This is a genomic window from Citrifermentans bremense R1, assembly GCF_000426865.1.
Classification (GTDB): Bacteria; Desulfobacterota; Desulfuromonadia; order Geobacterales; family Geobacteraceae; genus Geomonas; species Geomonas bremensis.
Genome location: NZ_KE384581.1, coordinates 314,639 through 338,404, shown reverse-complemented (window position 1 = coordinate 338,404; position 23,766 = coordinate 314,639). Strand labels below are relative to the sequence as shown.

Below are 23,766 nucleotides of genomic sequence, written 5' to 3'. Positions count from 1 at the left end.
CCCTCCCCGCGGCCTGCTACAAAAGCCCTACGTCCAGCACCTTTTCCATGTCGAGCAGGATCAGCATCCTGCCGGCGACCCGGCCGATGCCGAGCACGAATTCCCGGTCTATTCCCTCAAGCACCACAGGGGGAGGCTCGATCCCCTCCTCGGGTATGCGCACCACCTGGACCACCTCGTCGACCAGCACCCCGGCGAAGCCGCCCTGGCGGCTCACCACGATGACCCGTTCGCGCTCGGAGCGGGAGCCGCCGGCAAGCCCCAGGCGCACCCGCATGTCGAAGATGGGGATGATGTTGCCGCGCAGGGAGAGTATGCCGCGCACGAAGTCGGGTACCCGGGGCACCTCGGTCACCTCGCGCGGCTTGATGATCTCCTTGATGTCCATGATGCTGATGGCGTATTCCTCGTTGGCCACCCTGAAACAGAGAAGCTCCACGCTGGCCGCCGCCACCTCTTCCTGCTGGGAAAGCTCCCCCTCGAAGGAAGCGGTTTCCCGCCCCCTGAGGATGACGGTCGCGGGGTCGAAGTCGTCGGGGTCGTCATCGCAGGGAAGCGCAAGCAACTGCAGGCTGTTCGTCTCCGCAGCCGGCTGCCGGCTCGTCTCGGCCCGCCACGGGACCTGTGCCCCCCCCTCGCCCCCCGGCGCGTCGAACTCCGGCGCGGGAAACTCCTCGACGCCGAAATCGGCTGCGGGAAACTTAAGCGGGTCGTCCACCACGGCAACCGGGGACGGATCGATGACGGGGATCTGCCACGACGCCACCGGCTCGGAAGCCTCTTCCCTGGCGGTACCTTGCGTCTCTCCCCTGAGAGCCTTCTTTCTGATCTCGGCTAGATTCATAGTCCCTAAACCCGTTGTCCGTTCTGTCTGCTGCTTTGAATTGCTAGGAGAGCAGCTCCGCCGCGGTCTCCTCGACGATGGAAGCATCGATCCAGGAGGCGTCCCTTCCAAAGCCGATGAGAAGGGCGTTGGTGGCCACCGAGTTGATCCGGCGCGGCACCCCTCCGGAAAGCTCGTAGATCCGCTGCACCGCGTCGGGCGAGAACAGCCCAGGCTCCCCTCCGGCCGCGACGATGCGGAAATCGAGGTACTCCAGGGTTTCCTCCAGCCCCAGCGGCGCCAGGTGGAAGTTGAGCGAGATGCGCTGGCGGAACGGTTCGTAAACCGGCGAGGCCAGCATGCCGCGCAACTCCGGCTGCCCCATGACGATGACGCTGACCAGGTTCATGTCGTCGAGTTGGAAGTTGGTCAACAGCCGCAACTCGTCGAAGAGCTCGCGGTCCGGGATCAGCTGGGCCTCGTCGATGACCACCACCGGGATGCGGCCCTCGCCGTGCATGCGGTAGAGCGCGCCGGTGATCTCCTGCAGCAGCAGATCTTTTTGCAGCGAAGGGCTCTCCACCTGAAGACCCGACGCGATCACGCGCAAAAGCTCGTCAGCTGTGAGCCTCGGGTTGAACACGAACAGGAAGTGGTAGCGGTCCCCCATCCGGTCCATGAGCGCGCGCGAAATGGTGGTCTTGCCGCAGCCGATGTCGCCGGTCAAAAGGGCGATCTCGCTCTCTTCCACCGCGTACTCAAGCCGCGCCAGGGCCTCCTGGTGCCCCGAGCTCATATAGAGAAAACGGGGATCCGGGGTCTTGCTGAACGGCTTTTCGGCCAGGCCGTAAAACTCTTTGTACATCAGGCACTCCCCCGGGTCGCCTCGCCGATCACGCTACCCACGTCGAGCACCAGGATGGTGCGCTGGTCCCCCAGGTCCGCCGCTCCCGAGATGCCGCGGAAGCCGGCGAAGGTGTCGCCGATGGACTTGATCACGATGTCCTGCTGCCCCAAAAGGTCGTCGACCACGATCCCCAGGCGTTTCTCGGCAACCCCCACCACCACCACGTAGCACGACTCGGGCGACGACTCCCCCCCCTTCAGCTGGAAGAACTCGGAGAGGCGCAAAAGCGGAAGGGTCGCCTCGCGCAGCTGGATCACCTCCTTGCGCTCCACGGTCATGATCTCCTTTTGCTCCACGATGATGCTTTCGAGGACCGAGGTGATGGGAAGCGCGTAGGTACGGCCGGCCGCGGTGATGATGAGCGCCTTGATGATGGCGAGCGTGATGGGGAGCGTGATGATGAAGCGCGCCCCCTGCCCGGGGTAGTTCTCCAGGTCGATCATGCCGGAGAGGGCGGCTATGTTGGTGCGCACCACGTCCATGCCGACGCCCCGGCCGGAGATCTCGCTCACCGTGTCGGTGGTGGAAAAGCCCGGGCGGAAGATGAAGTCCAAGGCGTCGCGATCGCTCACCTCGTCGAGCGTGCCGATCATCCCGAGCTGCAGCGCCTTCTGCTTCACCCTTGATACGTCGATGCCGCCGCCGTCGTCGTCCACCTCGATGACTACGTGATTCCCCTTCTGGTAGGAGGAAAGGGTTATGGTCCCCTTCTCGTCCTTGCCGGCGGCCACCCGCGCCTCGGGGGTCTCGATGCCGTGGTCGATGGAGTTTCTCACGATGTGCATCACCGGGTCGGAGATGTCCTCGATGATCAGCTTGTCCAGCTCGGTATCCGCCCCGAAGAGCTTCAACTCCACCTTCTTTCCCTGCTCGCGGGAGATCTTCCTGACGATGCGGGACATCTTCTCGAAGAGTTGCCCCACCGGGATCATGCGGATCTCCATGACCCCCTTCTGCAGTTCGGAAAGCTTCTTCTCCAGCCCCTTGGCCGCCTTCCCCAGCTCCTGCGAAGGGACGTGGAGCCCGTTAAGGCGCATGCGCCCCGCCACGTCGGCGATCATGGAGTGCGAGAGCACCAGTTCGCCCACGATGTTCATCAAAAGGTCCAGCTTGCCGATATCCACCCGGACCGTCCGGCTCATGCTCTTGGCGCTGATCCCCCCCGGCTCGACCGGTGCCGGGAGGTGGGCTTCCTCTTCGGCCGGCTCCTGGTCCGGCGCCTGTCCCGGCTCCGCGGCGCGACCGGATACGGCGGGTGCGGCGGCCGGCTTCCCGAACTCGGTCAGCTCCAGGTTGTCGCGGTCGATGAGCGGCGCGAGTTCCGCGCCCTCCAGGTCGCAGCCGAAGAGGATCTCGAAGTCGATGCCGCCGGCGAGCCCCCCCGAGGCGGAGGGGAGGGTACTGATCACCTCGCCCACGAGTTTCAACTGCTCGGTCAACTCCATGAGGTCCGAGTCGAAGCTGGTCAACTGCAGCGAGATGTGGATCGAATAGATCCGGCGCCCCTTCTTCACGTTCTCCAGGAGCCGGTGCTCCTCGTACTCGGTCATGGAGCTAAGGACGCGCTCGGGGAGGTTCAGCTTGGCCAGCGGCGAATCGCCCGCTCCCGCCGGTTTTTTGCTGAGGCAATCGTTGATGTGCTGCATGGCGGCGGAGAGATCAACCGGCTCCGCCACCGCTTCGCCCGCGTTTCTGACCAGCGTCCCCAAAAGCTCCGTCGACTCGAAGAGCGTACTCACCACGGACTGGTCCAGCTCCACCTTGCCCAGCCTAAGCGCGTCGAGGAGGTTCTCCAGGTGGTGCCCAAGCTCGGCGATATCGGTGAAGCCGAACATCCCCGCGAGCCCTTTCAGCGAGTGCGCCCCGCGGAAGACCGAGTTCACCAGGTCCGGGCTGCATTCGCCGCCGTCCGCGCAGTCGCTCAAGGAGACCAGATCCAGGCTCAGCTGGTCCAGGATTTCCTCTGCTTCCGCCAGGAAATCCTTAACCGCCTTCCCTATGCTTTCGTCAACGCTCATAGACCCTTCCCAAAAACGTTCAACGTTCAATGTTCAACGTTCAGCAACTGCACCTCTGAAACATGTTCAACGTTCAATTGCTGCATTTGCTCGCGTTCGAGTCCATCGTGACGGCTCTAACTTAAAACCGGTTCAACGTTCTAGGGTCAACGTTCAGCTACAGCATCTCTTCCGTTTGCTCCATCTTGACGGTGCCGTCGCGGTACGGGGCGCTACTGGCCGGAATGCCTCTCGAACGTTGAACATTGAACGGCAGTTTAGTCGAGATACTTGGAGACCAGCTCCTGCAGCCGGACCGGGTCGAACGGCTTCACGATGTACTCGTTAGCCCCCAGGGCCAATCCCTTCTCCAGGTCCTTCTCGCCGCTCTCGGTGGAAACGATGAAGAGCGGGATCAACTGGTAGTTGGGGTTGTTGCGCACGTAGCTGATCAGCTCCAGGCCGTTTATGTCGGGCATGTTGATGTCGGTGATGATCAGGTCCACCTGCTCGCGCGGCAAAAGACGCAGGGCTTCGAACCCGCTGGCGGCTTCCACTATGCTGTACTTCTCCAACTCGTCTATGGTCGACACCAGCATGGAACGCATGGTGTTCGAATCCTCTGCTATCAAAATCCTCTTCACGTCAAATTTCTCCCCGTCCCTGGTCTTGCAGCCTGCGCTGCAGCAGGGCTTTCTCCATCGCGATGCCGGCCTGGCTCAGGAATATCTCCAGCGAATCGGTGTCGCCTATAGGCTTCTCGTCCGGGAGGTTGTCGCCGTAGAGCACGGCAACTACCTTCCCCTCGCTTACGATCGGCCCGACAAACACCTCGGCAGGGCGCCCGCCGCCTAGCTGCTCAAGGAAGTAGTTGCTCCAGTGGCTGGGCTCCACCTCCCCCTTCACGGGGAACCGGGTCTCCAGCACCTCGGTAAAGAGCGATGCTTCCGCCTTGGGAATGCTTAGGTTCCTGATTCTATAATCGGCACTACCGTCCTTATCCTGAAGCCCGAATTGGCCGAGCCCCTGCACGGCCTCCTTCTTGACCAGCAGCACCACGGCCCGATTCACGAATTCGGCGGCGAAACGGAGCACCAAAAGGATGATCCCGCCCCCCAATTGCGGGTTGTTCAACTCCTCCAGCATGCCGCGCAGCTGCGATATCCCGGTGCTCTGATTTGCGTGCGGCGCCGCGAGCGCCGGCTCTTCTCCCAGCTCCAGCCTCAACTCGTCGCCTATGTTGACGCTGCTGAAACTGACTTCCTCCACCGAAGAGAGGTTGGCTAGCGCCTTGAAAAGCCTGGGGGCGAAGACGTCCAGCGCATCCTCAAGCTCCCCCTTGAGCGGCTTGATCAGGATGGGAATCCCCATGCTGCGCAGCTTTTTTTGCGCCTCGTCGTTGTGGAAGTCGGAAAGGCCCAGAAGCTGGATCTCGGGAAAGTTGTTGCGCACAAGCTCCATCAATTCGAGCCCCCCCAGGATGCCGGTGCCGTCCATCCTCGGCATGATCAGGTCGACCACTACGGTGGGCTGCACCCCTTCGCGAAAGAGGGAGTCGACACGGATCAGGGCGTCCTCTCCCTTCTCCAGGGCGTCCACGAGGTACCCCTCCCGCTCCAAAAGCCCGGCCAGCGCGGCCAGCGTCTCGGGGTCGTCGTCCACGAGCACCAGGCGGCTTGGGGCCTCCGCCGCGGCAGGCTCTTCGGCCTCGGCGGCGCTCGCGAAAGGGTCGGCAGGGAAAAGCTGCTCGTCTGGCTGCTCGTCTGGTTGCTGGGGCGTGAAATCGGGCGTGGGAATCGGCGCTGCGGACGCCACTGGCTGGGGCGGCGCGTCCTGCAACAGGTCGAAGGCAAGGTCGAGGGTTTCCTCGGGCGCAGCAGGCGGGTCCCACCCTTCCCCCGACTCGCCGCGGTGGCGCTGCTCGTCGATGATGCGGGAGCCTTCCATGGCCAGGTACTGGGGGTTCAACCCCTGCTTCAGCATGAACTGCACGGGGTCGAGCCTGGTGCTGTCCGCCTCGTTCACCTCCTGCAGCTCGAACTCGAAGGTCCCCTCGGCCCAGGCGAACAGGGAGTAGACCACGTTCTCGATCTGCTCCCGCACCACCGCCTCGATGGCGTCGGCGCTCACCCCGAAGCGGTCGATCATGATGCCGCCCAGAAGCTGGGAGTACCCCTCCTCCGCCTGGATGCTCAGGGCGCGCTTCAGGATGGCCAGGTCGATGACCCCCTGCTGGATCAGCACTTCCCCCAGGTTTTGCTGGAAGGTGGTCGAGTTGGCGCGGATCACCTGGCCGTTGCGGAAGATCACCCGCGCCTCCCTCCCCCGGCTTTCGAGGGAGAGCACGCCGGATCTCCTGCTCAAGCTGACGATCTGCAGGATCTCACCAAGTCCGAGATCTTCCAAGTTGCCGACAAGACTCATGGATGCCGCTCTCTCATGGGGGGTGGGTTAAAAATTGGCATATACTAAACCATCGTATCGGGCAAGGCAAGGATGATTTAGGCGTCTTTCTTGTCCCTGCCGCGGAAAATCAGCTTCAGCGGCGTGCCGTTGAAACCGAAGGCCTCTCTAAACCGGTTCATGATATAGCGCTCATAGGAGAAGTGGATCCCCTCAGGGCAGTTGGTGAAGACGACGAAAGAGGGGGGCTTTACCGCCACCTGCGTGGCGAAGTAGAACTTCACCCTTCTTCCCGCGGAAAGGGGCGCGTGGTTCTCGTCCACCGCCTGGGTGAAGACCCGGTTCAACTCGCCGGTGGTGACGCGCTTGCAGTACTGCTCCATCACCTGGTCCACCTCGGCGATGATCTTGCCGGTCCTCTGCCCGGTTTCCGCCGAGACGAACAGGATCGGCGCGAAGGGGAGGTACTTGAAGTTGCGCCGGATCTCCTCGGTGAACTTGGCGATGCTGGAGTTGTCCTTTTGCAGGGTGTCCCACTTGTTCACCACGAAGATGCAGCCGCGCCCCGCCTCGTAGGCATATCCCGCGATCTTCGAGTCCTGCTCGGTAACACCTTCTTCCGCGTTCAGCACGATGAGGACCACGTCGGCGCGCTCGATGGAGCGCAGCGCGTCCATGACCGAGTACTTCTCCACCTTCTGGACCGTCTTCCCTTTCCTGCGGATCCCCGCCGTGTCGATCAAGAGGTAGGGCTTCTTGTTCACCGTGAAGCGGGTGTCGACCGCGTCCCTCGTGGTGCCGGCGGTGGGGTTCGCCACCACGCGCTCGTACCCCAAAAGCCGGTTCACCAGGGTGGACTTGCCGACGTTCGGGCGCCCGACCACCGCGATCCTGGTGATCTCCTCGTCCTGCTCCTTCTCCCGGTCGTAGGGGATGGCGGCCAGCACCTCGTCCATCAGATCGCCCACGCCGCGGTTGTGCTCGGCGGAGATGGTGTGGATGTGATCGACCCCAAGCGAATAGAAATCGCCCGCCTCGGCCTCCTGCTTTTCCCCGTCCACCTTGTTGATGATGTAGAAGACCGGCTTGTTGATGCGCCGGAGCATGTCCACGACGTCACGGTCGGCAGGGGTCAGCCCCCCGCGGGCGTCCATGATGAAGAGGATCAGGTCCGCCTCGTCCATGGCGAAGCGGGACTGCTCCCTCATCTGCTGCAAAAGCCGGTCGGAGGTCTCGGGCTCGAAGCCGCCGGTATCAACCAGGATAAAGGGGACGTCGAAGCGGCTCACCTCCGCGTAGTTTCGGTCCCGGGTCACCCCGGGCATATCGTCGACCATCGCCTTGCGGCGCCCGACCAGCCTGTTGAAGAGGGTGGACTTCCCGACGTTCGGGCGCCCGACGATGGCAATAATTGGTTTCATTTGGTTCCGGCTGGAAAGACGTCGCCCTCAAACTGGTTAAAAGGCGCAACTTTCCGTTTTAATGTATTTGACAACTAACCGCTATCTGTAACATTTTGCAGGAGAATAAGCAACAGATACCAGCGGATAGAAAACAGCCGCCTCCCCTTTACCCGGTTTTTCCGCCGGCAAACCACCCGCAGTGAACCCCATTGACGCAATTGACATTGGGCTCGTCATCTGATACGTTGGCGCTCCGCCGGCAACAGGCATATCGCCCGGCCCGAGCGGCGCCGCACCTCTCCCCCCGCCTGAACGACGCCCGAGCTGCCGACCTGGATAAATCCAAAGCACGAAAATGGAGCGACCATGCACAAGAAGCTGTTCATCCCGGGACCGATCGAGGTCAGCCCGGAGATACTCAAGGCCATGGGCACGCCGATGATCGGCCACCGTATGCCCGAGTACGCGCAACTGCACAAGGGCGTGACGGACAAGCTGAAGCAGTTGATGTTCACCAAGGAGCGGGTTTTCCTCTCCACCTCCAGCGCCTTCGGCGCCATGGAGGGTGCGGTCAGAAACCTCGTGGGCAAGCGTTGCGCCAACTTCTGCAACGGCGCCTTCTCCGACAAGTGGCACAACGTCACCCTCGCCTGCGGCAAGGAAGCCGACCCCTTCAAGGTCGCCTGGGGCGAGCCCATCACCCCTGAACTGGTCGACTCGGCGCTTGCCACCGGCAAGTACGACGCCATCACCCTGATCCACAACGAGACCTCGACCGGGGTCATGTCCCCGCTTCCCGAGATCGCCCAGGTGCTCAAAAAGTACCCGGAGGTGGTCTCCATCGTCGACACCGTCTCCTCCATGAGCGCGTTGAAGCTCCCCGTGGACGAGCTGGGAATCGACTGCTGCGTCTTCGGCGTGCAGAAGGCGTTCGCCCTCCCTCCGGGACTTGCCGTCTTCACCGCCAGCGAGAAAGCGCTGGAGCGCGCCAAGGGGGTTCCCGGGCGCGGCTACTACTTCGACTTCCTCGAGTTCCTGGCGGCAGACGAGAAGAACAACACCCCGTCCACCCCTTGCATCTCGCTCATCTATGCGATGGACCTGCAGCTGGAGCGCATCTTCGCAGAGGGGCTGGAAAAGAGATGGGAGCGGCACGCGAAAATGGCGGAGTTCATGCGCGCCTGGGTTAAGGAACATGGCTTCGGCCTCTTCCCGGCGGAAGGGTACCGCTCGGTCACCCTCACCTGCGCCTCCAACGACCGCGGCGTCGACCTGGGCCTTATCAAGAAGCAGCTGGGCGAACGTGGCTTCGCCTTCGACGACGGCTACGGCAAAATCAAGGGGAAAACCTTCCGGGTGGCCCACATGGGGGACATGCAGCTGGAAAACCTCAAGGAAATCACAACCGAGATGGAGGGGATCCTGCAGGGTCTCTAGAACGACGAGGGGGGGAGCAGTTCATGCTCCCCCCCTTTTTGCGGTTACTCCGGCTCGAAGGCCTCCTTGCCCACCCCGCAGACCGGGCAGACCCAGTCGACCGGAAGGTCGGCGAACGGGGTCCCGGGGGGGACACCGTTGTCGGGGTCGCCGAGATAAGGGTCGTAGACGTATTGGCAGACGGTGCAGATATAAGGCTCCATTTGATACCTCCTGTTTTCCTTGGTGCGTCCTGTCTCCCCGCGGCTGCCGCAGGCGACCCGGCGGGGACCCGCCGCCTGTATAAAAGCTGCTCATAATTGCGTAAACTTCCTCAGTGGCCGGTAGCTGCACTTAGTGAAGAAAAACGCTACTGACAGCGCCGCAGCGGCAAGTCCGGCATTAGTCTAACAGACGGAGACAGCGTGTCAATTCAGGCGCCAGCCGCAATTTAAACTTGCTTTTGATACCCGTTGTGTTACTTTGCCATAATTAAAATTTGGCTCAGAGAGGGGACAGAAACTTCGTTCCATGACATCAAAAAAGGTGCAGGTCTCTCAGGGCAGCTCAAGAGACAGTAAAGCGAAAATGCACCGCGATATCAGAGAGCGAATCGTCAATAAGGGCGAGGGCCTCACTTCCCAATACCCGCACGCGACGTTCAGAAAATCCCACGTAACTGTGTCAGACCCATTTCCCGTCATCGAAACACTAACCGCAGACCGGAATCAGCAGCGGACCCGGCGACAGGGATTCCGTTCCGTCTCCTTTCGGTCTTCCTGCCACGAACGGCAGAGGAGGGCAGCCATGGAAACGATGGAAATCGGCAGCACCATGCAGACCGCAGTCTCTTCCAAGCATGCGATTGAGTCATACCCAAAGGAGGGAGTAAAAATGAGTTACGAGGTAAAGAACAAGCAGCTGCTCGCCTGGGTCAAGGAAGTAGCAGAGATGTGCCAGCCCGACAGCATCCACTGGTGCGACGGGAGCGAGGAGGAGTACAACAGCCTGTGCGATCTGCTGGTCAAAGGCGGCACCTTCCGTAAGCTGAACCCCGAGAAGCGCCCGAACAGCTACCTTGCCTGCTCCGATCCGGGCGACGTCGCCCGCGTCGAGGACCGCACCTTCATCTGCAGCCTCGCCAAGCAGGACGCAGGCCCGACCAACAACTGGATGCCCCCCAAAGAGATGAAGAAGACCCTCACCGGGCTCTTCACCGGCTGCATGAAGGGGCGCACCATGTACGTCATCCCCTTCAGCATGGGTCCCCTGGGCTCCAACATCGCCAAGATCGGCGTCGAGATCTCCGACTCCGCCTACGTCGCCGTCAACATGAAGATCATGACCCGCATGGGTAAGAAGGTGGTCGACATCCTGGGCGAGAACGGCGAGTTCGTCCCCTGCCTGCACTCGGTCGGCGCACCGCTCGCCGCGGGACAAAAGGACGTCACCTGGCCCTGCAACAAGGAGAAGTACATCGTCCACTTCCCCGAAGAGCGCTCCATCTGGTCCTTCGGCTCCGGCTACGGCGGGAACGCCCTTCTGGGCAAGAAGTGCCTGGCGCTTAGGATCGCCTCCAAGATCGCCAAGGACGAAGGGTGGCTTGCCGAGCACATGCTGATTCTCGGCCTCGAGAACCCGGAAGGGGAGAAGACCTACCTGGGCGCCGCCTTCCCGAGCGCCTGCGGCAAGACCAACCTCTCCATGCTGGTCCCGCCCGACCACTTCAAGAACAGCGGCTGGAAGGTTTCCACCGTGGGCGACGACATCGCCTGGATCAAGCCCGGCGCCGACGGCCAGCTCTACGCCATCAACCCGGAAGCGGGCTTCTTCGGCGTGGCCCCCGGCACCTCTTTCAAGTCCAACCCCAACGCCATGCACTCCTGCGCCAAGAACACCATCTTCACCAACGTGGCGCTCACCCCGGACGGCGACGTCTGGTGGGAGGGGATGACCGACGAACTCCCGGCGAAGCTGACCGACTGGCAGGGTAACGAGTGGACCGCAGGATGCGGCAGGAACGCCGCGCACCCGAACTCCCGCTTCACCTCCCCGGCCAACCAGTGCCCCTCCATCGACCCGGCCTGGGAAGATCCCAAAGGCGTGCCGATGAAGGCCTTCGTGTTCGGCGGCCGCCGCAACAACGTGATCCCGCTGGTGTACCAGTCCTTCAACTGGAGCTACGGCGTCTACCTCGCGGCCACCATGGGGAGCGAGACCACCGCGGCTGCGGTCGGCGCCATCGGCAACGTGCGCCGCGACCCGTTCGCGATGCTCCCCTTCACCGGGTACCACGTGGCCGACTACTTCAACCACTGGCTGCAGGTCGGGCGCACCACCCCGAACCCGCCGCGCATCTTCTCGGTCAACTGGTTCAGAAAAGACGCCAACGGCAAGTTCCTCTGGCCGGGCTTCGGCGACAACATGCGCATCCTCAAGTGGATCGCCGACCGCGCCAACGGCCGCGGAGCTTCCGTGGAAAGCCCTCTGGGGTGGATGCCGCGCTACGAGGACATCGACTGGACCGGCCTCAACTCCGTCAGCCGGGAGCAGTACCACGAGCTCATGTCCATCGACCGCGACGTCTGGAAGGAGGAGATCCTCTCCCACGAGGAGCTGTTCGTGAAGATGTACGACCGTCTCCCCAAAGAGTTCCTCCACATCCGTGAGATGATCCTCTCCGGCCTTTGGCGCTCCCCGGAGCATTGGGAGCAGTTCAACCCGATGTCCGCCGAAGGGTTCAACGACTAGAGAAGTTGAAAATCCAATGAAACAAGCAGGGGCCCCGGTCTTAACGACCGGGGCCCCTTTGCTTTGCCGCGCCGGTTGCAAAGATACCCGCCCCTGCTATCTTATTAGCTTGTTGCAAATCCAATGAGAATGAAAAGGGGGGCGCCGTGAGATTCAACGACATCACACGGGGAAGCGGACTGGAGCAGCACGGCATCACTAACCCGAACCTCATCTACTGGACCTCCCCCACCTCGGTGCTTTACGAGCAGGTGGTAAGAAGAGGCGAGGGGCTCATCTCCCACCTGGGTGCTTTGACCGTAAAGACCGGCCACTATACCGGGCGCGCCGCCAACGACAAGTTCATCGTCGACGAGCCGCAAAGCAGCAGCCATATCAACTGGGGCAAGGTGAACCGCCCCTTCCCGCCGGAGAGCTTCGACCACCTCTACAAGAAGATGACCAACTACATGCAGGGGCGCGACCTCTTCGTGCAGGACTGCTTCGCCGGGGCGAGCCCGGAGCACAGGATCCCGGTGCGCATCATCTCCGAGCGCGCCTGGCACGCGCTATTTGCGCGCAACATGTTCCTGCGCGCGACCCCGGAGGAGCTCCTCACCCACAACACCGAGTTCACCGTGATCGACCTCCCCGCCTTCCACGCGCAACCCAAAGTCGACGGGACCAACTCCGAAGCCTTCATCATCATCAACTTCGCCCGGAAGCTCGTCATCATAGGCGGCACCAGCTACGCCGGCGAGATCAAGAAGTCGATCTTCACCGTGCTCAACTACCTCTTGCCGCAAAAAGGGGTGATGTCCATGCACTGCTCGGCCAACGCCGGGGAGAAAGGGGAGGTCGCCATCTTCTTCGGGCTCTCCGGCACCGGCAAGACCACCCTCTCCGCCGCTTCCAACCGGCTTCTCATCGGCGACGACGAGCACGGCTGGGACGACGCCGGCGTCTTCAACTTCGAGGGAGGGTGCTACGCCAAGGTGATCAACCTCTCCCCGCAGAGCGAACCGGAGATCTACCAGTGCACCAGGAAGTTCGGCACCATCCTGGAGAACGTCGCCATCGACACCATCTCGCGCCGCATAGACCTCGACGACGCCTCCTTCACCGAGAACACCCGGGCCTCCTACCCCATCACCCACATCCCCAACATCGTCGGCGAAGGGTGTGGCGGACACCCGAACCACGTCATCATGCTCACCTGCGACGCCTTCGGCGTGCTCCCCCCCATCGCCAGGCTTACCCCTGCGCAGGCGATGTACCACTTCCTCTCCGGGTACACGGCGAAGGTGGCGGGGACCGAAGCCGGCGTCACCGAACCGCAGGCGACCTTCTCCGCCTGCTTGGGAGCGCCGTTCATGGCGCTCAGGCCCTCTCTTTACGCCGACCTCCTGGGAAAGAAGATCGCCTCGCACCAGGTTTGCTGCTGGCTCGTCAACACCGGCTGGAGCGGCGGCGGCCCTGGCATCGGGGAAAGGATGAAGATCGCCTACTCCCGAGCCCTCGTCAACGCCGCCCTGGACGGCACCCTCGGTGCCGGCAGCTTCGTGAAGGACCCGGTCTTCGGCCTCGACATCCCCGCCGCCTGTCCCGGCCTTCCCGCCGAGATCCTCAATCCGAGGAACGTCTGGAACGACAAGGGCGCCTACGACGCCACCGCCCAGAAACTGGTGGAGATGTTCCGTCACAACTTCGAGCAGTTCAAGAGCACCACGTCGCCGGAGATCGCCTCCGTCCTTTAGCTGTAAAGCGGATGGCGCAGCTGTCACCAATTCGAAGCCGAGGAGGCTGCCATGAAAAAGGTGCATTCAGAGATATGCGACACGACCGAGAGGAAAGAGCAGCGGGTGCAGGTGAAGAACACCAGGACCGGCGAGATAGGCTTGAGCTACGGCTGCACCATCGAGGGGGATACCGTCCAGGTCGAACTCTCCGACGGCAGCCTCGACAGCTGGCCCGAGGATGATTGCGAGATGATTTCCTGAGAGCAAGACAAAGAAGAAAGGCCGTCCGGCAATCCGGGCGGCCTTTCCTTTATGAGACTCCCACCACCACGACCGTCAGGTCGTCCTTTAGCGGCACGGCCGAGGTGAAGCGCTTCATCGAAGAGAGCGCAGCCTCGATCAGCGCGCCCGGCTCCCCCTCCCCCTCCCGCGCCTCGTTGAGCGATGAGACAAACCTGGCAAGCCCGAACAGCTCACCTGCACCGTTTTCCGCCTCCACTATCCCGTCGGTATAAAGCACCAGGCGGCTCCCGGCCTCAAGGGGAAGCGCTTTCTCCTCGAATTCAACCTCGCGCGCCACGCCGATGATCATCCCCTCGGCGTCCAGTTCCAGCACGGAGCCGTCGGCGCGGAGCATGACGCCCGGGTTATGGCCGGCGCAGGCGTATTGCAGCTGCATGCTCACCTCGTCCAGGCGGAGGTACAGCATGCTCACGAAGAGTTCGGCGCCGGTCAGATCTTCGTAAAAGGATTCGTTGATCAGCTTCAGCATCTCCGCGCAGCCAAGGCGCGAGGCCGACGCCTGCACGCGCAAGGCACCGCGCAGCTGCGCCACGATAAGCGCGGAGCCTATGTTATGGCCGGCGACATCGGCGACGACAACGTCCACCAAGCCGTCGCCACGGTGAAATATGTCGAAATAGTCTCCTCCCAGGGGGCCGGCGGAGAGGTAGTGGGCGGCAAAGGAGAGGCGCGGGGTAGAAGGTATGAACCGTAGGACCAGTGCCGCGTGTATGGCGCCGGCGATCTCCATCTCCTTGGTGATGAGCGCTTTTTCCAACAGGCTCGCGCGTATCTGCTCGGTTTGTTCCAGGACCTTCTGCTCCAGGGTCTCCTGATATGACCTGTGCTCAAGGTAGAGCTTTCGCTGCCGGAGGGAATTCCTGACCGTGAGCAGCAGGCGCTCCAAGGTAAACGGCTTCATCAGGTAATCGTTTGCGCCTAAGTGGATGCAATGCATCACCGTCTCCGGGTCGGTGACCCCGGTCAGCATGACGACGTAGGTGTCTGGGCGTGTGGTGCGGATCTCGTTGAGCAGGAAGATGCCGTTGCGCCCAGGCATCTCGATGTCGCAGAGCACAAGACTGAACTCGCACCCGTCCAAGGCGATCAGGGCGGTGTCCACATCCTCCGCGGACCTGCATTCATAGCCCTCGTCCTTAAGGGAGTCCACAATAATCCTGCGCATGGACTTGCTGTCATCAACCACGAGGATTGTCGCACGCATAAAAACCACCGCGAATACACTGCCGAATGAAAGAAAAGAGGTCACTTGCACTTATCGGCAGGCAAAGGCCCGGACATGAGTGCAGGGGGCTTCATTCAGGCCCCGGAACCTCGTGGTGCAACCGTTTTGTGTCCCGCTGAGCTTGCATTGCCGTGGTAACTGTGTAACTTAAAGCATTTCCATAGCCCGGAACAAGATGGAGGTGCAACGTGACAAGTCAGTGTAACCGGATACTGCGGAACTATAGGAACGTCGCTCCCACGAAGTTTCATAGCTTCAACCAAAAGGTGAAAACTGCTTTGGCCGAAAAAATGAGATTCCCCGATTCGATATGGAGTGCCGACGCCACGCTGCTCCCGTCGTATCTCTCGGCATCGGACAAGCACGACGCACTGTACCACGAGTCCATGCTGGGCAGCAGGCTGGTCATTGCGGAACGCGCGTTACTCCAGGCGCAACTCGTAGTCTACCTGGATGAGATCGCGGCTCTCCTCGAAATGGCAGCCGTGCGCACTCCCGACATCCTCGTCGCTTCGGGATTCGATGTCGTCAAAGAAAGAAGGGGGCGGTGACCCGCCTTGGCAATGCTACGGCGGGCAAACTCGCCAAAGGAGACGGAGAGTTCGAACCGGCACGGGAGTAGGGGCATCTACCGGGATGTACGAGTTACACATTGCGTTGTACGAGTTACTCCCCACGTTGCACGAGTTACTCCCCACGTTGCACGAGTTACTCCCCACGTTGCACGAGTTACTCCCCCAGTTGCACGAGTTACTCCCCCAGTTGCACGAGTTACTCCCCCAGTTGCACGAGTTACTCCCCCAGTTGCACGAATTACATTCCCCGTTGCACGAATTACACACCGCGATACACCATTTACCTTCCGCGATGTACGAGTCATCTGCCGCGATGCACGAGTCATCTACCGTGATGCATGAATTACATGCCGCGATGTACGAGCCATCTACCGCGATGCATAAATTACATACCGCGATGTACGAGTCGTCTACCGCGATGCATGAATTACATACCGCGATGCACGAGTCATCTACCGCGATGCATGAATTACACACCGCGATGTACGAGTCATCTACCCTTACGGGTCTGTAAAATTCTCCAGGGCCTGCTCTCCGGGGCACGGTGCAGTAGATCCACTTTGGTCTAGTTGCGCAAGGTAACAGCCCCTGCTATCATTAAGCCAAAGGAAGGAGGTCAGTCATGAAAGGACCACATTCTGAGATTTGCGATACCACCGAAAGAAGAGAACAAAGGGTACAGGTGAGGAATAAAAAGACCGGCGAAGCCGGCCTCTCCTACGGCTGCACCATAGAAGGGGACACGGTGCAGGTAGAGTTGGCCGATGGCAGCCTGGACAGCTGGCCGGAGGACGACTGCGAAATGGTGTGACCCCCTGAGGCGAATCGTTGCCTTTTAATGTAAAACGAGAGAGCCGCGTCATGGATGCGGCTCTCTCGTTTTGCGCCTGGAAAAGGACCCGCTGATTGCTATGGGTCCCTTGAATCATAAATGATGGCTAGGCCAGCCGGAACCTGCGCACCAGCCCCTGCAGTTGATCGGCGTGGGCCGCCAATTGGGCCGCCGCTGCCGCAGTGTCGCCGGCGCCGCGGGCCGTATCCTGGATCACGCAGCTCACCCGCTGCACGTTGGCCGTAATCTCGTTGGTGGTCGCCGTCTGTTCCGCCGCCGCGGTAGCCACCTGGTTGATCTGCATGGAAAGCTCGTTCACCTGCTGCAGGATTTCTTGCAGGGCCTCCCCCGACTGCTCGGAGCTGGCCGCACCCTTGACCACTTGGGCTACGCCTTCTTCCATCGCCTTTACGGCGGCCCTGGTCTCGCCCTGGATGTTCTGGATCATCCCTGAGATCTCTCTGGTCGCCCTGGTGGTCCGCTCCGCCAGCGCCCGCACCTCGTCTGCCACGACCGCGAACCCCCTCCCCTGCTCTCCCGCACGGGCGGCCTCTATGGCGGCGTTCAAGGCAAGGAGGTTGGTCTGGTCGGCGATGTCTTCGATGGTACCCACGATCTCGCCGATCTGCTCCGAGCGCACCCCGAGGCTCTCCACCGTCCGCGAGGACTCCTTTACCTGCTCGGCGATCCTTCCCATCCCCTGTATGGTCTCGTCGACGACGCCGCTACCCTTCACAGCCGCGTTGCTGGTAGCCTGGGAACTCTCCGCCGCCATGCCGCAGTTGCAGGCGATATCGTTGCTGGTGGCGGCCATCTCTTCGCTCGCCACCGCTACTGTGCTGATCTGCCCCACCATGTCCTCGGCGCCGGTGGCGATGGCCGAAGCGGTCTGCTGCAGCCTCTGGGAGGCCGAGGCGACCGAGGTCGAGGCTTGCGCCACCTGCCCCAGAACCTCGCGCATGTTGGCCACCACCTTGCGGGTCGATTCGGCAAGAAGGCCAAGTTCATCGCTGCCGTGCACTCCGGGGACGGCGGTCAGGTCGCCTTCGGCGAGCCGGGCGTTGACCGACACCAGGTTCTCGACCGGCTTCGTGATGCTCCTGGTGACCAGGTAGGCGAAGATCCCGCCGAGCACCATGGCGATGGCGGAGAAGAGTATACTGAGGTTCCTGGCGAGCTTATAGGCATCCTCGACGTTGCGCCCGAGATCAACCAGATGGTTCGACTGCACGTCGATCATCTTCTTCACCGCCGCTATGTACTCCCTCTGCGCATCCCGGTACCTTCCCAAAAGCAGCGTCCCCGCATCTGCCTTGGAGTTTGCCTCGATCAGCGCCACCAGCTCCTTCTGGGCATCCTTGTACGGTCCCCTCACCGCATCGATTTCCTTGAAGGCGGCAAGCTCAGCCGGGTTCGTCGCCGTCTTCTTCAGCTTTTCGAAGCACTGCACCGTGCTCTTGCTGATCTCGGGAATCCGCTCCAGTTCCTTTTTCGCGAGGGCTGGATCTTCGACGATGACGGCGTTGCGCAAGGTGCGGGCGATGACGTTGATGTTCTCGTTCACCTGGTTCAGAAGAACGGTCTTAGGATACTTGTCGTCAACGATAACCTTCACCCGGCTGTTGATGTACGAAAGCCTGTTGCCGGTAAAGGCGGTAACCGAAAACATGATGACTATGATGATTCCAAAACATGCTCCGAGGCGAACTCCGATTTTCATCCCTGATCTCCTATCGATCCCACTTCGATGGCACCCGTTAGCTACTCCGTCCGGTCCATATCGTCCTTCGCGATGTTAACTTGAGCAGGAAAACCGTCCTGAAGAATAATTCTCCCGATCGCGCAGTTCAGGATGAACGAGGTTCAGCGTCCGGCAGAGGCAAAAATGCATAGGTGCTCAAGTTGCACGGAAACCAAGTCCCTGCTATCATTAATCCAACGGAAGGCAGCGTGTCATTAATATATGGCATGCTGAATCTGCCATACCGTATGCCGCTTTGCCGCGGCCTCGCCGTCTGCCGCATGCTCTGACGAAGAAGACCTGCCTGATACAGATAACCTTTTGCGTGAAAACTGTGGACCCAGGAAATGACGTGGAGTAGTTGTCGCTGGAGGGAAACAAATATCTGATTGGGAGACCTTGATGTTCACGGACGATGGCAACCTCGCAAGAGGTCGTACCTGCAGCAGTACCCTTATCTTTTTAATGCTCGCCGCCGCCGGCTTGGCGGGCAATTATTTCAAGTTTACCCTCTTCCTAAACATCGACTTTCTCTTCGGCAGCATCTTCGCGCTGCTCGCACTTCAGCTTTTTGGTCTCCGCCTCGGCACTGCGGCAGCAGCGCTGATCGGATGCTATACCTACGTTCTCTGGAACCACCCTTACGCCACCATCATCCTCGCTGCCGAGGCCGCGGCAGTAGGCGCCCTGATGGAGCGCCGCAAGTTCGGCATGATCTCGGCAGACATCCTGTACTGGGTCTTCATGGGCGTGCCGCTCGTTTACCTGTTTTACCACGGCGCCATGCATGTCCCGCTGAGTAACGTCCACATCATCGCCTCGAAGCAGGCCATGAACGGTGTAGCGAACGCCATCGTGGCCAGGCTTCTCTTCACCGTTTTTGCCCTCAGGTCGCGTTCCGCGATGATCCCGTTCAGGGAGATGATTACGAGCCTGCTCGCTTTTTTCGTTGTGGCACCGGCCCTTTTGCTGTTGGCCATGGAAGGGAGGGCCGACTTCGCAGAAGCCGACCAACGCATTCGCGCCGGGCTGAAACAGGACATCGACCGGGAGGCGGCCCAGTTGGAAACATGGGTGAAGAACCGGAAGACCGTGATAGGGAACCTGGCCGAACTTGCAGGGTCGCTCCCCCCCCAACAGATGCAACCGTACCTGGAGCAGACGACGAAGTTCGACACCAACTTGCTGAGCGCCGGGCTGCTTGACAAAACCGCCGCCGTCAAATCTTTTTATCCGTCGCACGACGACCTGGGGGAGAAAAACGTCGGCAAGGCCTTCGTCAACGGGCACTACATCCCCAAACTGAAGCAGACGCTAAAGCCCATACTGTCTGAACCGGTTCAGGCCAACGCGGACGGCGCCAAACTGCAGGTATCGATGCTTGCTCCGGTCGTAGTCCGGGGAGAGTACCGCGGCTATGTCCTAGGAGCGCTCAGCCTGCAGCGGATAAAGGAGCGGCTGGATTCGGACTGCAACCCAAAGGGGATGCTTTATACCCTTATTGACAGGAAAGGTACCGTCATCATGAGCAACCGCTCAGACCAGACGGCGATGACACCTTTTCGGCACGGCAAGGGAACCATGAAGAGCCTGGATAACGGCATCAGCCAGTTTGTGCCGGACGCTTCCCCCCATACGCCGCTGTCCGAGCGTTGGAAAAAATCCCTCTACGGCGCCGAGTCCGTCATAGGAGAACAGGCGGAGTGGAGACTGGTGCTGGAACAGCCTGTGGCGCCTTTCCAGAAACAGCTTTACAACAGCGCCACCAAGAAGCTGATCCTGATCTCGCTGCTGACGCTCATGGCGCTCGCGCTGGCGACTTTTTTGGGGCGCCGGATCATGGTCAGCATAGAGAACCTGCGCAAGGTTACCAACGACCTCCCCTCGAGGCTCGCCTCTGGCGGATTTGTCGATTGGCCGCAAAGCGGGATAACGGAGACCAACAATCTGATCGAGAATTTCCAGGTGATGAGCGAAACCATCGAGGAACACCTCACCGAACTGCAACTGCTCAACGACACCCTGGAGCAGCGGGTAGCGGAGCGGACGCAGCAGGTGGAGCGACTGGCAAGCGAGCAGCGGACCATATTGACGACCATGCCGATAGGCGCATGCCTTTTGGCGGACCGGAAGATACGCATGGCCAACCCGGCCTTCGACAAGATTACCGGGTACGGACCGGGTAAGACTCTGGGGATGGACACGGCGCAATTGCACCCGGACATGCAGTTGTATCGGCAGTTTTGGTCCGCCGCAAGCAGTGCGACAGCCAAAGGCGGGATCCATAGCGCCGACATGGAGCTGAAAAGAAAGGACGGCTCCTTGATCTGGTGCAACCTCGTGGTGCAGATGGTGAACCCAGGTGCACCCGAGGATGGATTCATCTGGATGGTCCAGGACATCTCCGAGCGCAAGGCCATGGAAAGCCAGCTGCGCGCGAGCGAAACCCACTACCGCCTGCTCACCGAGGACGTCGCCGATGTGGTGTGGAAGTTGGACGCCGGTTACCGTTTCACCTACATCAGCCCCGCCGACGAGCGCCTGCGGGGCTATCGGGCCGACGAGGTCTTAGGGCACACCATCCTGGAGCAGACGACAAGCGAGTGGCATGCCGCCATAACCGAAAAGATGCGCCCCGGCGAGGATGCCCGGGAGACGTCCCCCCTGGAAATACAGCAGCGCTGCAAGGACGGGCAACTCATCTGGACCGAGATCTTCTTCACCGCTGACCATGACGCCGGCGGAACGATCACCGGCTACCACGGCATAACCAGGGATATCACACAGAGGAAGCAGGCCGTGGAGTTGGAGCAGCAGCTGCTGCATGCGCAAAAGCTCGAAAGCCTCGGGGTTCTGGCCGGGGGGATCGCCCATGACTTCAACAACATCCTGATGGCGATCATCGGCAACGCCGACCTCGCCCAGATCCGCCTCGACGACGCGTCACCGGCCACAGAGAACCTGCAGAGGATCCAGTACGCAGCGTCGCGCGCCGCGGACCTGACCAGCCAGATGCTCGCCTATTCCGGCAAGGGAAGGTTCGTGGTGGAGCGGATAGACCTGAACCGCCTGCTGGACAACATGCTGCACCTGCTTGAGGTCTCCATCTCGAAGAAAGCGGCCTTGAAATTCAACCTGCACCAGTCGCTCCCGCACATCGTTGCCGACGCGACCCAGATTCGGCAAGTGGTGATGAACCTGGTGATCAACGCCTCCGAGGCGATCGGGGACAACAGCGGTGAAATAACCATCTCCACAGGGTATTCGCAGTGCGTTGAGGAGTGCCGGAAAGGGAGAAGGGTTAGCCGCGCCCAGAGCGAGACGCAATGCGTCTATCTCATGGTCGCAGACACCGGTTGCGGCATGGACAGTGAAACGGTGGCCAAGATTTTCGATCCGTTCTTCACCACCAAATTCACCGGCCGCGGTTTGGGGATGGCCGCAGTCCAGGGGATCGTGAAGGGGCACAACGGCTCCATAGACATCTCCAGCGAGCCCGGCACAGGGACGACGTTCACCATATGCCTCCCTGTCGCAGAAGCGCCGGGTGAGATGCCGACTACAAGCCGCGACCACACCGGCGCCGACGCTTGGCAGGGGAGCGGCACGGTGCTTTTGGTGGAGGACGAGGATACGGTGCGGGAGATAGGGGTGCAAATGCTGGAGAGCCTTGGTCTCAAAGCGGTCACAGCTAGAGACGGCGAAGAGGCAGTCGAGGTCTTCGGAAGGGGAGAGGAGGTTTCCTTCGTGATCCTCGACCTGACCATGCCGCGGATGGACGGCAGGCAGTGCCTGAGAGAACTGCGCCGGTTGGATCCTGCGGTCAAGGTGATCATGTCCAGCGGCTTCAACGAACAGGAGATCGCACACGACCTCGAAGGAGCCCCGTGCGGCTTCATCCAAAAACCGTACGACCTGGCCAAACTGCAAGAGGCGATCAGGAAATATATCTAGTAGGAAGAAAAACGAAGAAAACCTGAACCATTTGCCACGGAGAACTTCTGAGAGAAGCACAGTGAATTTCTCAGATTTTCTCCGTGGCCAACGGTTCAAAGCCTTTGATCTTTAGATGATCTTGTTGAGCGAGTACTCCACTATTCCCTCCGCTCCCAGCTTCAGCAGTTCGGGAACGATGCGGCGCACCTCCTGCTCGGGCATGATGCTCTCGATGGAGACCCAGTCCGAGTTGTAGAGGTTGGAAACGGTCGGGTTGTTGAGGCTCGGGAGGATGGCGGTGATGGCCGGCACCTTCGCCCCGGGCGCGTTCATCTTCAGCCCGACCATCCCCTCGGCCCTAAGCGCAGACTGGAGCAGGGTGGCGATCTGCTGGATCTTCGCCTTCTTCCAGGGATCTTCCCAAGAGGCCTTGTTGACCACCATGACCGGGACGGACTCCATCAGTTCGGTGACGATGCGCAGGCCATTGGCCTTGATGGTGGAGCCGGTCTCGGTCACCTCGACGATCGCGTCGCAGAGCCCCTCGACCACTTTCGCCTCGGTGGCGCCCCAGGAAAACTCCACGTTGACCGGGATGTTCCTTTCGGCGAAGTAGCGCTTGGTGAAGCCCACGAGTTCCGTCGAGATGGTCGCGCCGCGCAGGTCCTCAGGGCCCTGCACCTTGGAGTCGCCGTTTACCACCAGCACCCAGCGGGCCGGGCGGCGGGAAACCTTGGAGTACACCATCTCGCACAGTTCAATGACGTCCGACTGGTTTTCCCGCACCCAGTCGCGGCCGGCGATGCCGACGTCGATGGTGCCGCGCTCGACGTACTTCGCCATCTCCTGCGGGCGCATCAGCGAGCACTTGATTTCCTCGTCGTCGATAGTGGGGAAGTAGCTGCGTGACGAGATGGATATCTGCCAGCCGGCCTTTTTGAAGAGATCGACGGTGGCGCTTTCCAGGCTCCCCTTGGGGATGCCGAGTTTCAACTGTTCCATGATGCCCTCTCGATTAAATGGAATAGAAGCAGAAAACCCGAGAACCATTAGCAAGGAGAACTTCTGAGGAAATCTGAGACAAGCAAAAGGCTTGAGAAAATCCAAAGCTTTCTCAGAAGTTCTCAGATTTCCTCCTTGCCAATGGTTTTGTCTTACTTCTTGTACACAGTGTTGGGATCGAAGAGCGGGTTTGAGTGCTCGACCCAGGCGCCGTTCTCGTATCTGACATAGAAGCAGCTGCGGTTGCCGGTGTGGCAGGCGGCGGGGCCGTTTTGCTTCACCTTGATGACGACGGTGTCGGCGTCGCAGTCAGTCAGCACCTCGACCACGTCCTGCGTGTTGCCGGACTCCTCCCCCTTCATCCAGTACTTGTTCCTGGTGCGGCTGAAGAACCAGGTCTTGCCGCTTTCCAGGGTCAGGTTCAGGGTCTTCTCGTCCATGAACGCGACCATCAATACTTCCCCGCTCTCGTTGTCCTGGATAACTGCCGGGATCAATCCACCCATTTTCTCGAAATCGATCTTAATCATGGTTTCTCTCAGTCCTTATGCAGCATTTAATAGAAAAAAAGTGTCTTTTAATACACCTTCGGCGCGAGCTGTGTCAACGATTATGTAGACAGTAAAACCATTAGCCACTTCTCCGCTCTCAGATTTTCCCCGTGGCCGACGGTTTCTTCTTTTGAAAACAAAAAGGCCCGACAGAACGTGTCCGCCGGGCCCCTCCGATTGTCT

The 23,766-nt window shown here is 60.7% G+C and carries 18 protein-coding genes; 7 read left to right on the top strand and 11 right to left on the bottom strand.

Features of this window, described 5'->3' with window-relative positions; genetic code table 11:
• Nucleotides 1–16: 16 nt before the first annotated feature.
• From K419_RS0120450 to der, 6 genes are all read right to left on the bottom strand, one after another.
• Nucleotides 17–844, bottom strand: coding sequence for a chemotaxis protein CheW (locus K419_RS0120450; RefSeq protein ID WP_026843167.1), 828 nt, complete (start codon nt 842–844; stop codon nt 17–19).
• Nucleotides 845–887: 43 nt separating this feature from the next.
• A complete protein-coding gene (locus K419_RS0120445; protein WP_026843166.1) occupies nt 888–1,688 on the bottom strand; it encodes an ExeA family protein in 801 nt (266 codons plus the stop codon).
• Nucleotides 1,688–3,748 (bottom strand): chemotaxis protein CheA, encoded by a 2,061-nt coding sequence (locus tag K419_RS0120440; RefSeq protein ID WP_026843165.1) that lies wholly within the window; start codon nt 3,746–3,748, stop codon nt 1,688–1,690. The genes K419_RS0120445 and K419_RS0120440 overlap by 1 nt, the downstream gene beginning before the upstream one ends.
• A 257-nt stretch (nt 3,749–4,005) precedes the next feature.
• The gene (locus K419_RS0120435; RefSeq protein ID WP_012529172.1) at nt 4,006–4,371 is read right to left on the bottom strand and encodes a response regulator; all 366 of its coding nucleotides are present in this window, start codon (nt 4,369–4,371) and stop codon (nt 4,006–4,008) included.
• A gap of 1 nt (nt 4,372) precedes the next feature.
• Nucleotides 4,373–6,151 carry a DUF4388 domain-containing protein gene (locus tag K419_RS0120430; protein WP_026843164.1) on the bottom strand — a complete coding sequence of 593 codons (1,779 nt, stop codon included), beginning with the start codon at nt 6,149–6,151 and terminating at the stop codon, nt 4,373–4,375.
• Between the two features lie 77 nt (nt 6,152–6,228).
• Nucleotides 6,229–7,551 carry a ribosome biogenesis GTPase Der gene (gene der, locus K419_RS0120425; RefSeq protein ID WP_026843163.1) on the bottom strand — a complete coding sequence of 441 codons (1,323 nt, stop codon included), beginning with the start codon at nt 7,549–7,551 and terminating at the stop codon, nt 6,229–6,231.
• A 348-nt stretch (nt 7,552–7,899) separates the two neighbouring features.
• Between der and K419_RS0120420 the strand changes: the two genes are divergently transcribed.
• The gene (locus K419_RS0120420; RefSeq protein ID WP_026843162.1) at nt 7,900–8,970 is read left to right on the top strand and encodes a pyridoxal-phosphate-dependent aminotransferase family protein; all 1,071 of its coding nucleotides are present in this window, start codon (nt 7,900–7,902) and stop codon (nt 8,968–8,970) included.
• A 44-nt stretch (nt 8,971–9,014) separates the two neighbouring features.
• Here the strand turns inward: K419_RS0120420 and rd are convergent, their stop codons facing one another.
• Entirely contained in the window at nt 9,015–9,173 is a 159-nt protein-coding gene (gene rd / locus K419_RS0120415; protein WP_012529168.1) for a rubredoxin, read from the bottom strand.
• A 610-nt stretch (nt 9,174–9,783) separates the two neighbouring features.
• Between rd and K419_RS0120410 the strand changes: the two genes are divergently transcribed.
• The 3 genes from K419_RS0120410 to K419_RS0120400 all read left to right on the top strand — a co-directional run bounded on the left by K419_RS0120410 (nt 9,784) and on the right by K419_RS0120400 (nt 13,679).
• The gene (locus tag K419_RS0120410; protein WP_156912269.1) at nt 9,784–11,700 is read left to right on the top strand and encodes a phosphoenolpyruvate carboxykinase (GTP); all 1,917 of its coding nucleotides are present in this window, start codon (nt 9,784–9,786) and stop codon (nt 11,698–11,700) included.
• A gap of 146 nt (nt 11,701–11,846) precedes the next feature.
• Nucleotides 11,847–13,436 (top strand): phosphoenolpyruvate carboxykinase (ATP), encoded by a 1,590-nt coding sequence (pckA, locus tag K419_RS0120405; RefSeq protein WP_026843160.1) that lies wholly within the window; start codon nt 11,847–11,849, stop codon nt 13,434–13,436.
• 51 nt (nt 13,437–13,487) lie between these two features.
• Nucleotides 13,488–13,679: a hypothetical protein gene (locus K419_RS0120400; RefSeq protein WP_026843159.1), complete on the top strand. Its 192-nt coding sequence runs from the start codon at nt 13,488–13,490 to the stop codon at nt 13,677–13,679.
• 49 nt (nt 13,680–13,728) lie between these two features.
• Here K419_RS0120400 and K419_RS22550 read toward each other — a convergent pair whose 3' ends face one another.
• Nucleotides 13,729–14,925, bottom strand: coding sequence for a PP2C family protein-serine/threonine phosphatase (locus tag K419_RS22550; protein WP_084154300.1), 1,197 nt, complete (start codon nt 14,923–14,925; stop codon nt 13,729–13,731).
• A 209-nt stretch (nt 14,926–15,134) separates the two neighbouring features.
• On the opposite strand from K419_RS22550, the gene K419_RS0120390 reads away from it, so the two are divergent.
• Nucleotides 15,135–15,497, top strand: coding sequence for a hypothetical protein (locus K419_RS0120390; protein WP_026843158.1), 363 nt, complete (start codon nt 15,135–15,137; stop codon nt 15,495–15,497).
• Nucleotides 15,498–16,143: 646 nt separating this feature from the next.
• Nucleotides 16,144–16,332: a hypothetical protein gene (locus K419_RS0120380; protein ID WP_012529163.1), complete on the top strand. Its 189-nt coding sequence runs from the start codon at nt 16,144–16,146 to the stop codon at nt 16,330–16,332.
• Between the two features lie 127 nt (nt 16,333–16,459).
• Here K419_RS0120380 and K419_RS0120375 read toward each other — a convergent pair whose 3' ends face one another.
• The gene (locus tag K419_RS0120375; protein ID WP_035497663.1) at nt 16,460–18,073 is read right to left on the bottom strand and encodes a methyl-accepting chemotaxis protein; all 1,614 of its coding nucleotides are present in this window, start codon (nt 18,071–18,073) and stop codon (nt 16,460–16,462) included.
• Nucleotides 18,074–18,496: 423 nt separating this feature from the next.
• Between K419_RS0120375 and K419_RS24220 the strand changes: the two genes are divergently transcribed.
• Nucleotides 18,497–22,048 (top strand): PAS domain S-box protein, encoded by a 3,552-nt coding sequence (locus tag K419_RS24220; RefSeq protein WP_084154299.1) that lies wholly within the window; start codon nt 18,497–18,499, stop codon nt 22,046–22,048.
• 111 nt (nt 22,049–22,159) lie between these two features.
• Here the strand turns inward: K419_RS24220 and hisG are convergent, their stop codons facing one another.
• Together hisG and hisI are read right to left on the bottom strand one after the other, a co-directional pair.
• Nucleotides 22,160–23,032: an ATP phosphoribosyltransferase gene (hisG, locus tag K419_RS0120365; RefSeq protein ID WP_026843155.1), complete on the bottom strand. Its 873-nt coding sequence runs from the start codon at nt 23,030–23,032 to the stop codon at nt 22,160–22,162.
• 152 nt (nt 23,033–23,184) lie between these two features.
• Nucleotides 23,185–23,562, bottom strand: coding sequence for a phosphoribosyl-AMP cyclohydrolase (gene hisI / locus K419_RS0120360; RefSeq protein ID WP_012529160.1), 378 nt, complete (start codon nt 23,560–23,562; stop codon nt 23,185–23,187).
• Between the last annotated feature and the right edge of the window lie 204 nt (nt 23,563–23,766).

Excerpts from the sequence above, each read along its gene's own strand:
- K419_RS0120450 (WP_026843167.1), bottom strand. The coding sequence starts at position 844 with ATGAATCTAGCCGAGATCAGAAAGAAGGCTCTCAGGGGAGAGACGCAA.
- K419_RS0120445 (WP_026843166.1), bottom strand. The coding sequence starts at position 1,688 with ATGTACAAAGAGTTTTACGGCCTGGCCGAAAAGCCGTTCAGCAAGACC.
- K419_RS0120440 (WP_026843165.1), bottom strand. The coding sequence starts at position 3,748 with ATGAGCGTTGACGAAAGCATAGGGAAGGCGGTTAAGGATTTCCTGGCG.
- K419_RS0120430 (WP_026843164.1), bottom strand. The coding sequence starts at position 6,151 with ATGAGTCTTGTCGGCAACTTGGAAGATCTCGGACTTGGTGAGATCCTG.
- der (WP_026843163.1), bottom strand. The coding sequence starts at position 7,551 with ATGAAACCAATTATTGCCATCGTCGGGCGCCCGAACGTCGGGAAGTCC.
- K419_RS0120420 (WP_026843162.1), top strand. The coding sequence starts at position 7,900 with ATGCACAAGAAGCTGTTCATCCCGGGACCGATCGAGGTCAGCCCGGAG.
- rd (WP_012529168.1), bottom strand. The coding sequence starts at position 9,173 with ATGGAGCCTTATATCTGCACCGTCTGCCAATACGTCTACGACCCTTAT.
- K419_RS0120410 (WP_156912269.1), top strand. The coding sequence starts at position 9,784 with ATGCAGACCGCAGTCTCTTCCAAGCATGCGATTGAGTCATACCCAAAG.
- K419_RS0120400 (WP_026843159.1), top strand. The coding sequence starts at position 13,488 with ATGAAAAAGGTGCATTCAGAGATATGCGACACGACCGAGAGGAAAGAG.
- K419_RS22550 (WP_084154300.1), bottom strand. The coding sequence starts at position 14,925 with ATGCGTGCGACAATCCTCGTGGTTGATGACAGCAAGTCCATGCGCAGG.
- K419_RS0120380 (WP_012529163.1), top strand. The coding sequence starts at position 16,144 with ATGAAAGGACCACATTCTGAGATTTGCGATACCACCGAAAGAAGAGAA.
- K419_RS0120375 (WP_035497663.1), bottom strand. The coding sequence starts at position 18,073 with ATGAAAATCGGAGTTCGCCTCGGAGCATGTTTTGGAATCATCATAGTC.
- K419_RS24220 (WP_084154299.1), top strand. The coding sequence starts at position 18,497 with ATGTTCACGGACGATGGCAACCTCGCAAGAGGTCGTACCTGCAGCAGT.
- hisG (WP_026843155.1), bottom strand. The coding sequence starts at position 23,032 with ATGGAACAGTTGAAACTCGGCATCCCCAAGGGGAGCCTGGAAAGCGCC.
- hisI (WP_012529160.1), bottom strand. The coding sequence starts at position 23,562 with ATGATTAAGATCGATTTCGAGAAAATGGGTGGATTGATCCCGGCAGTT.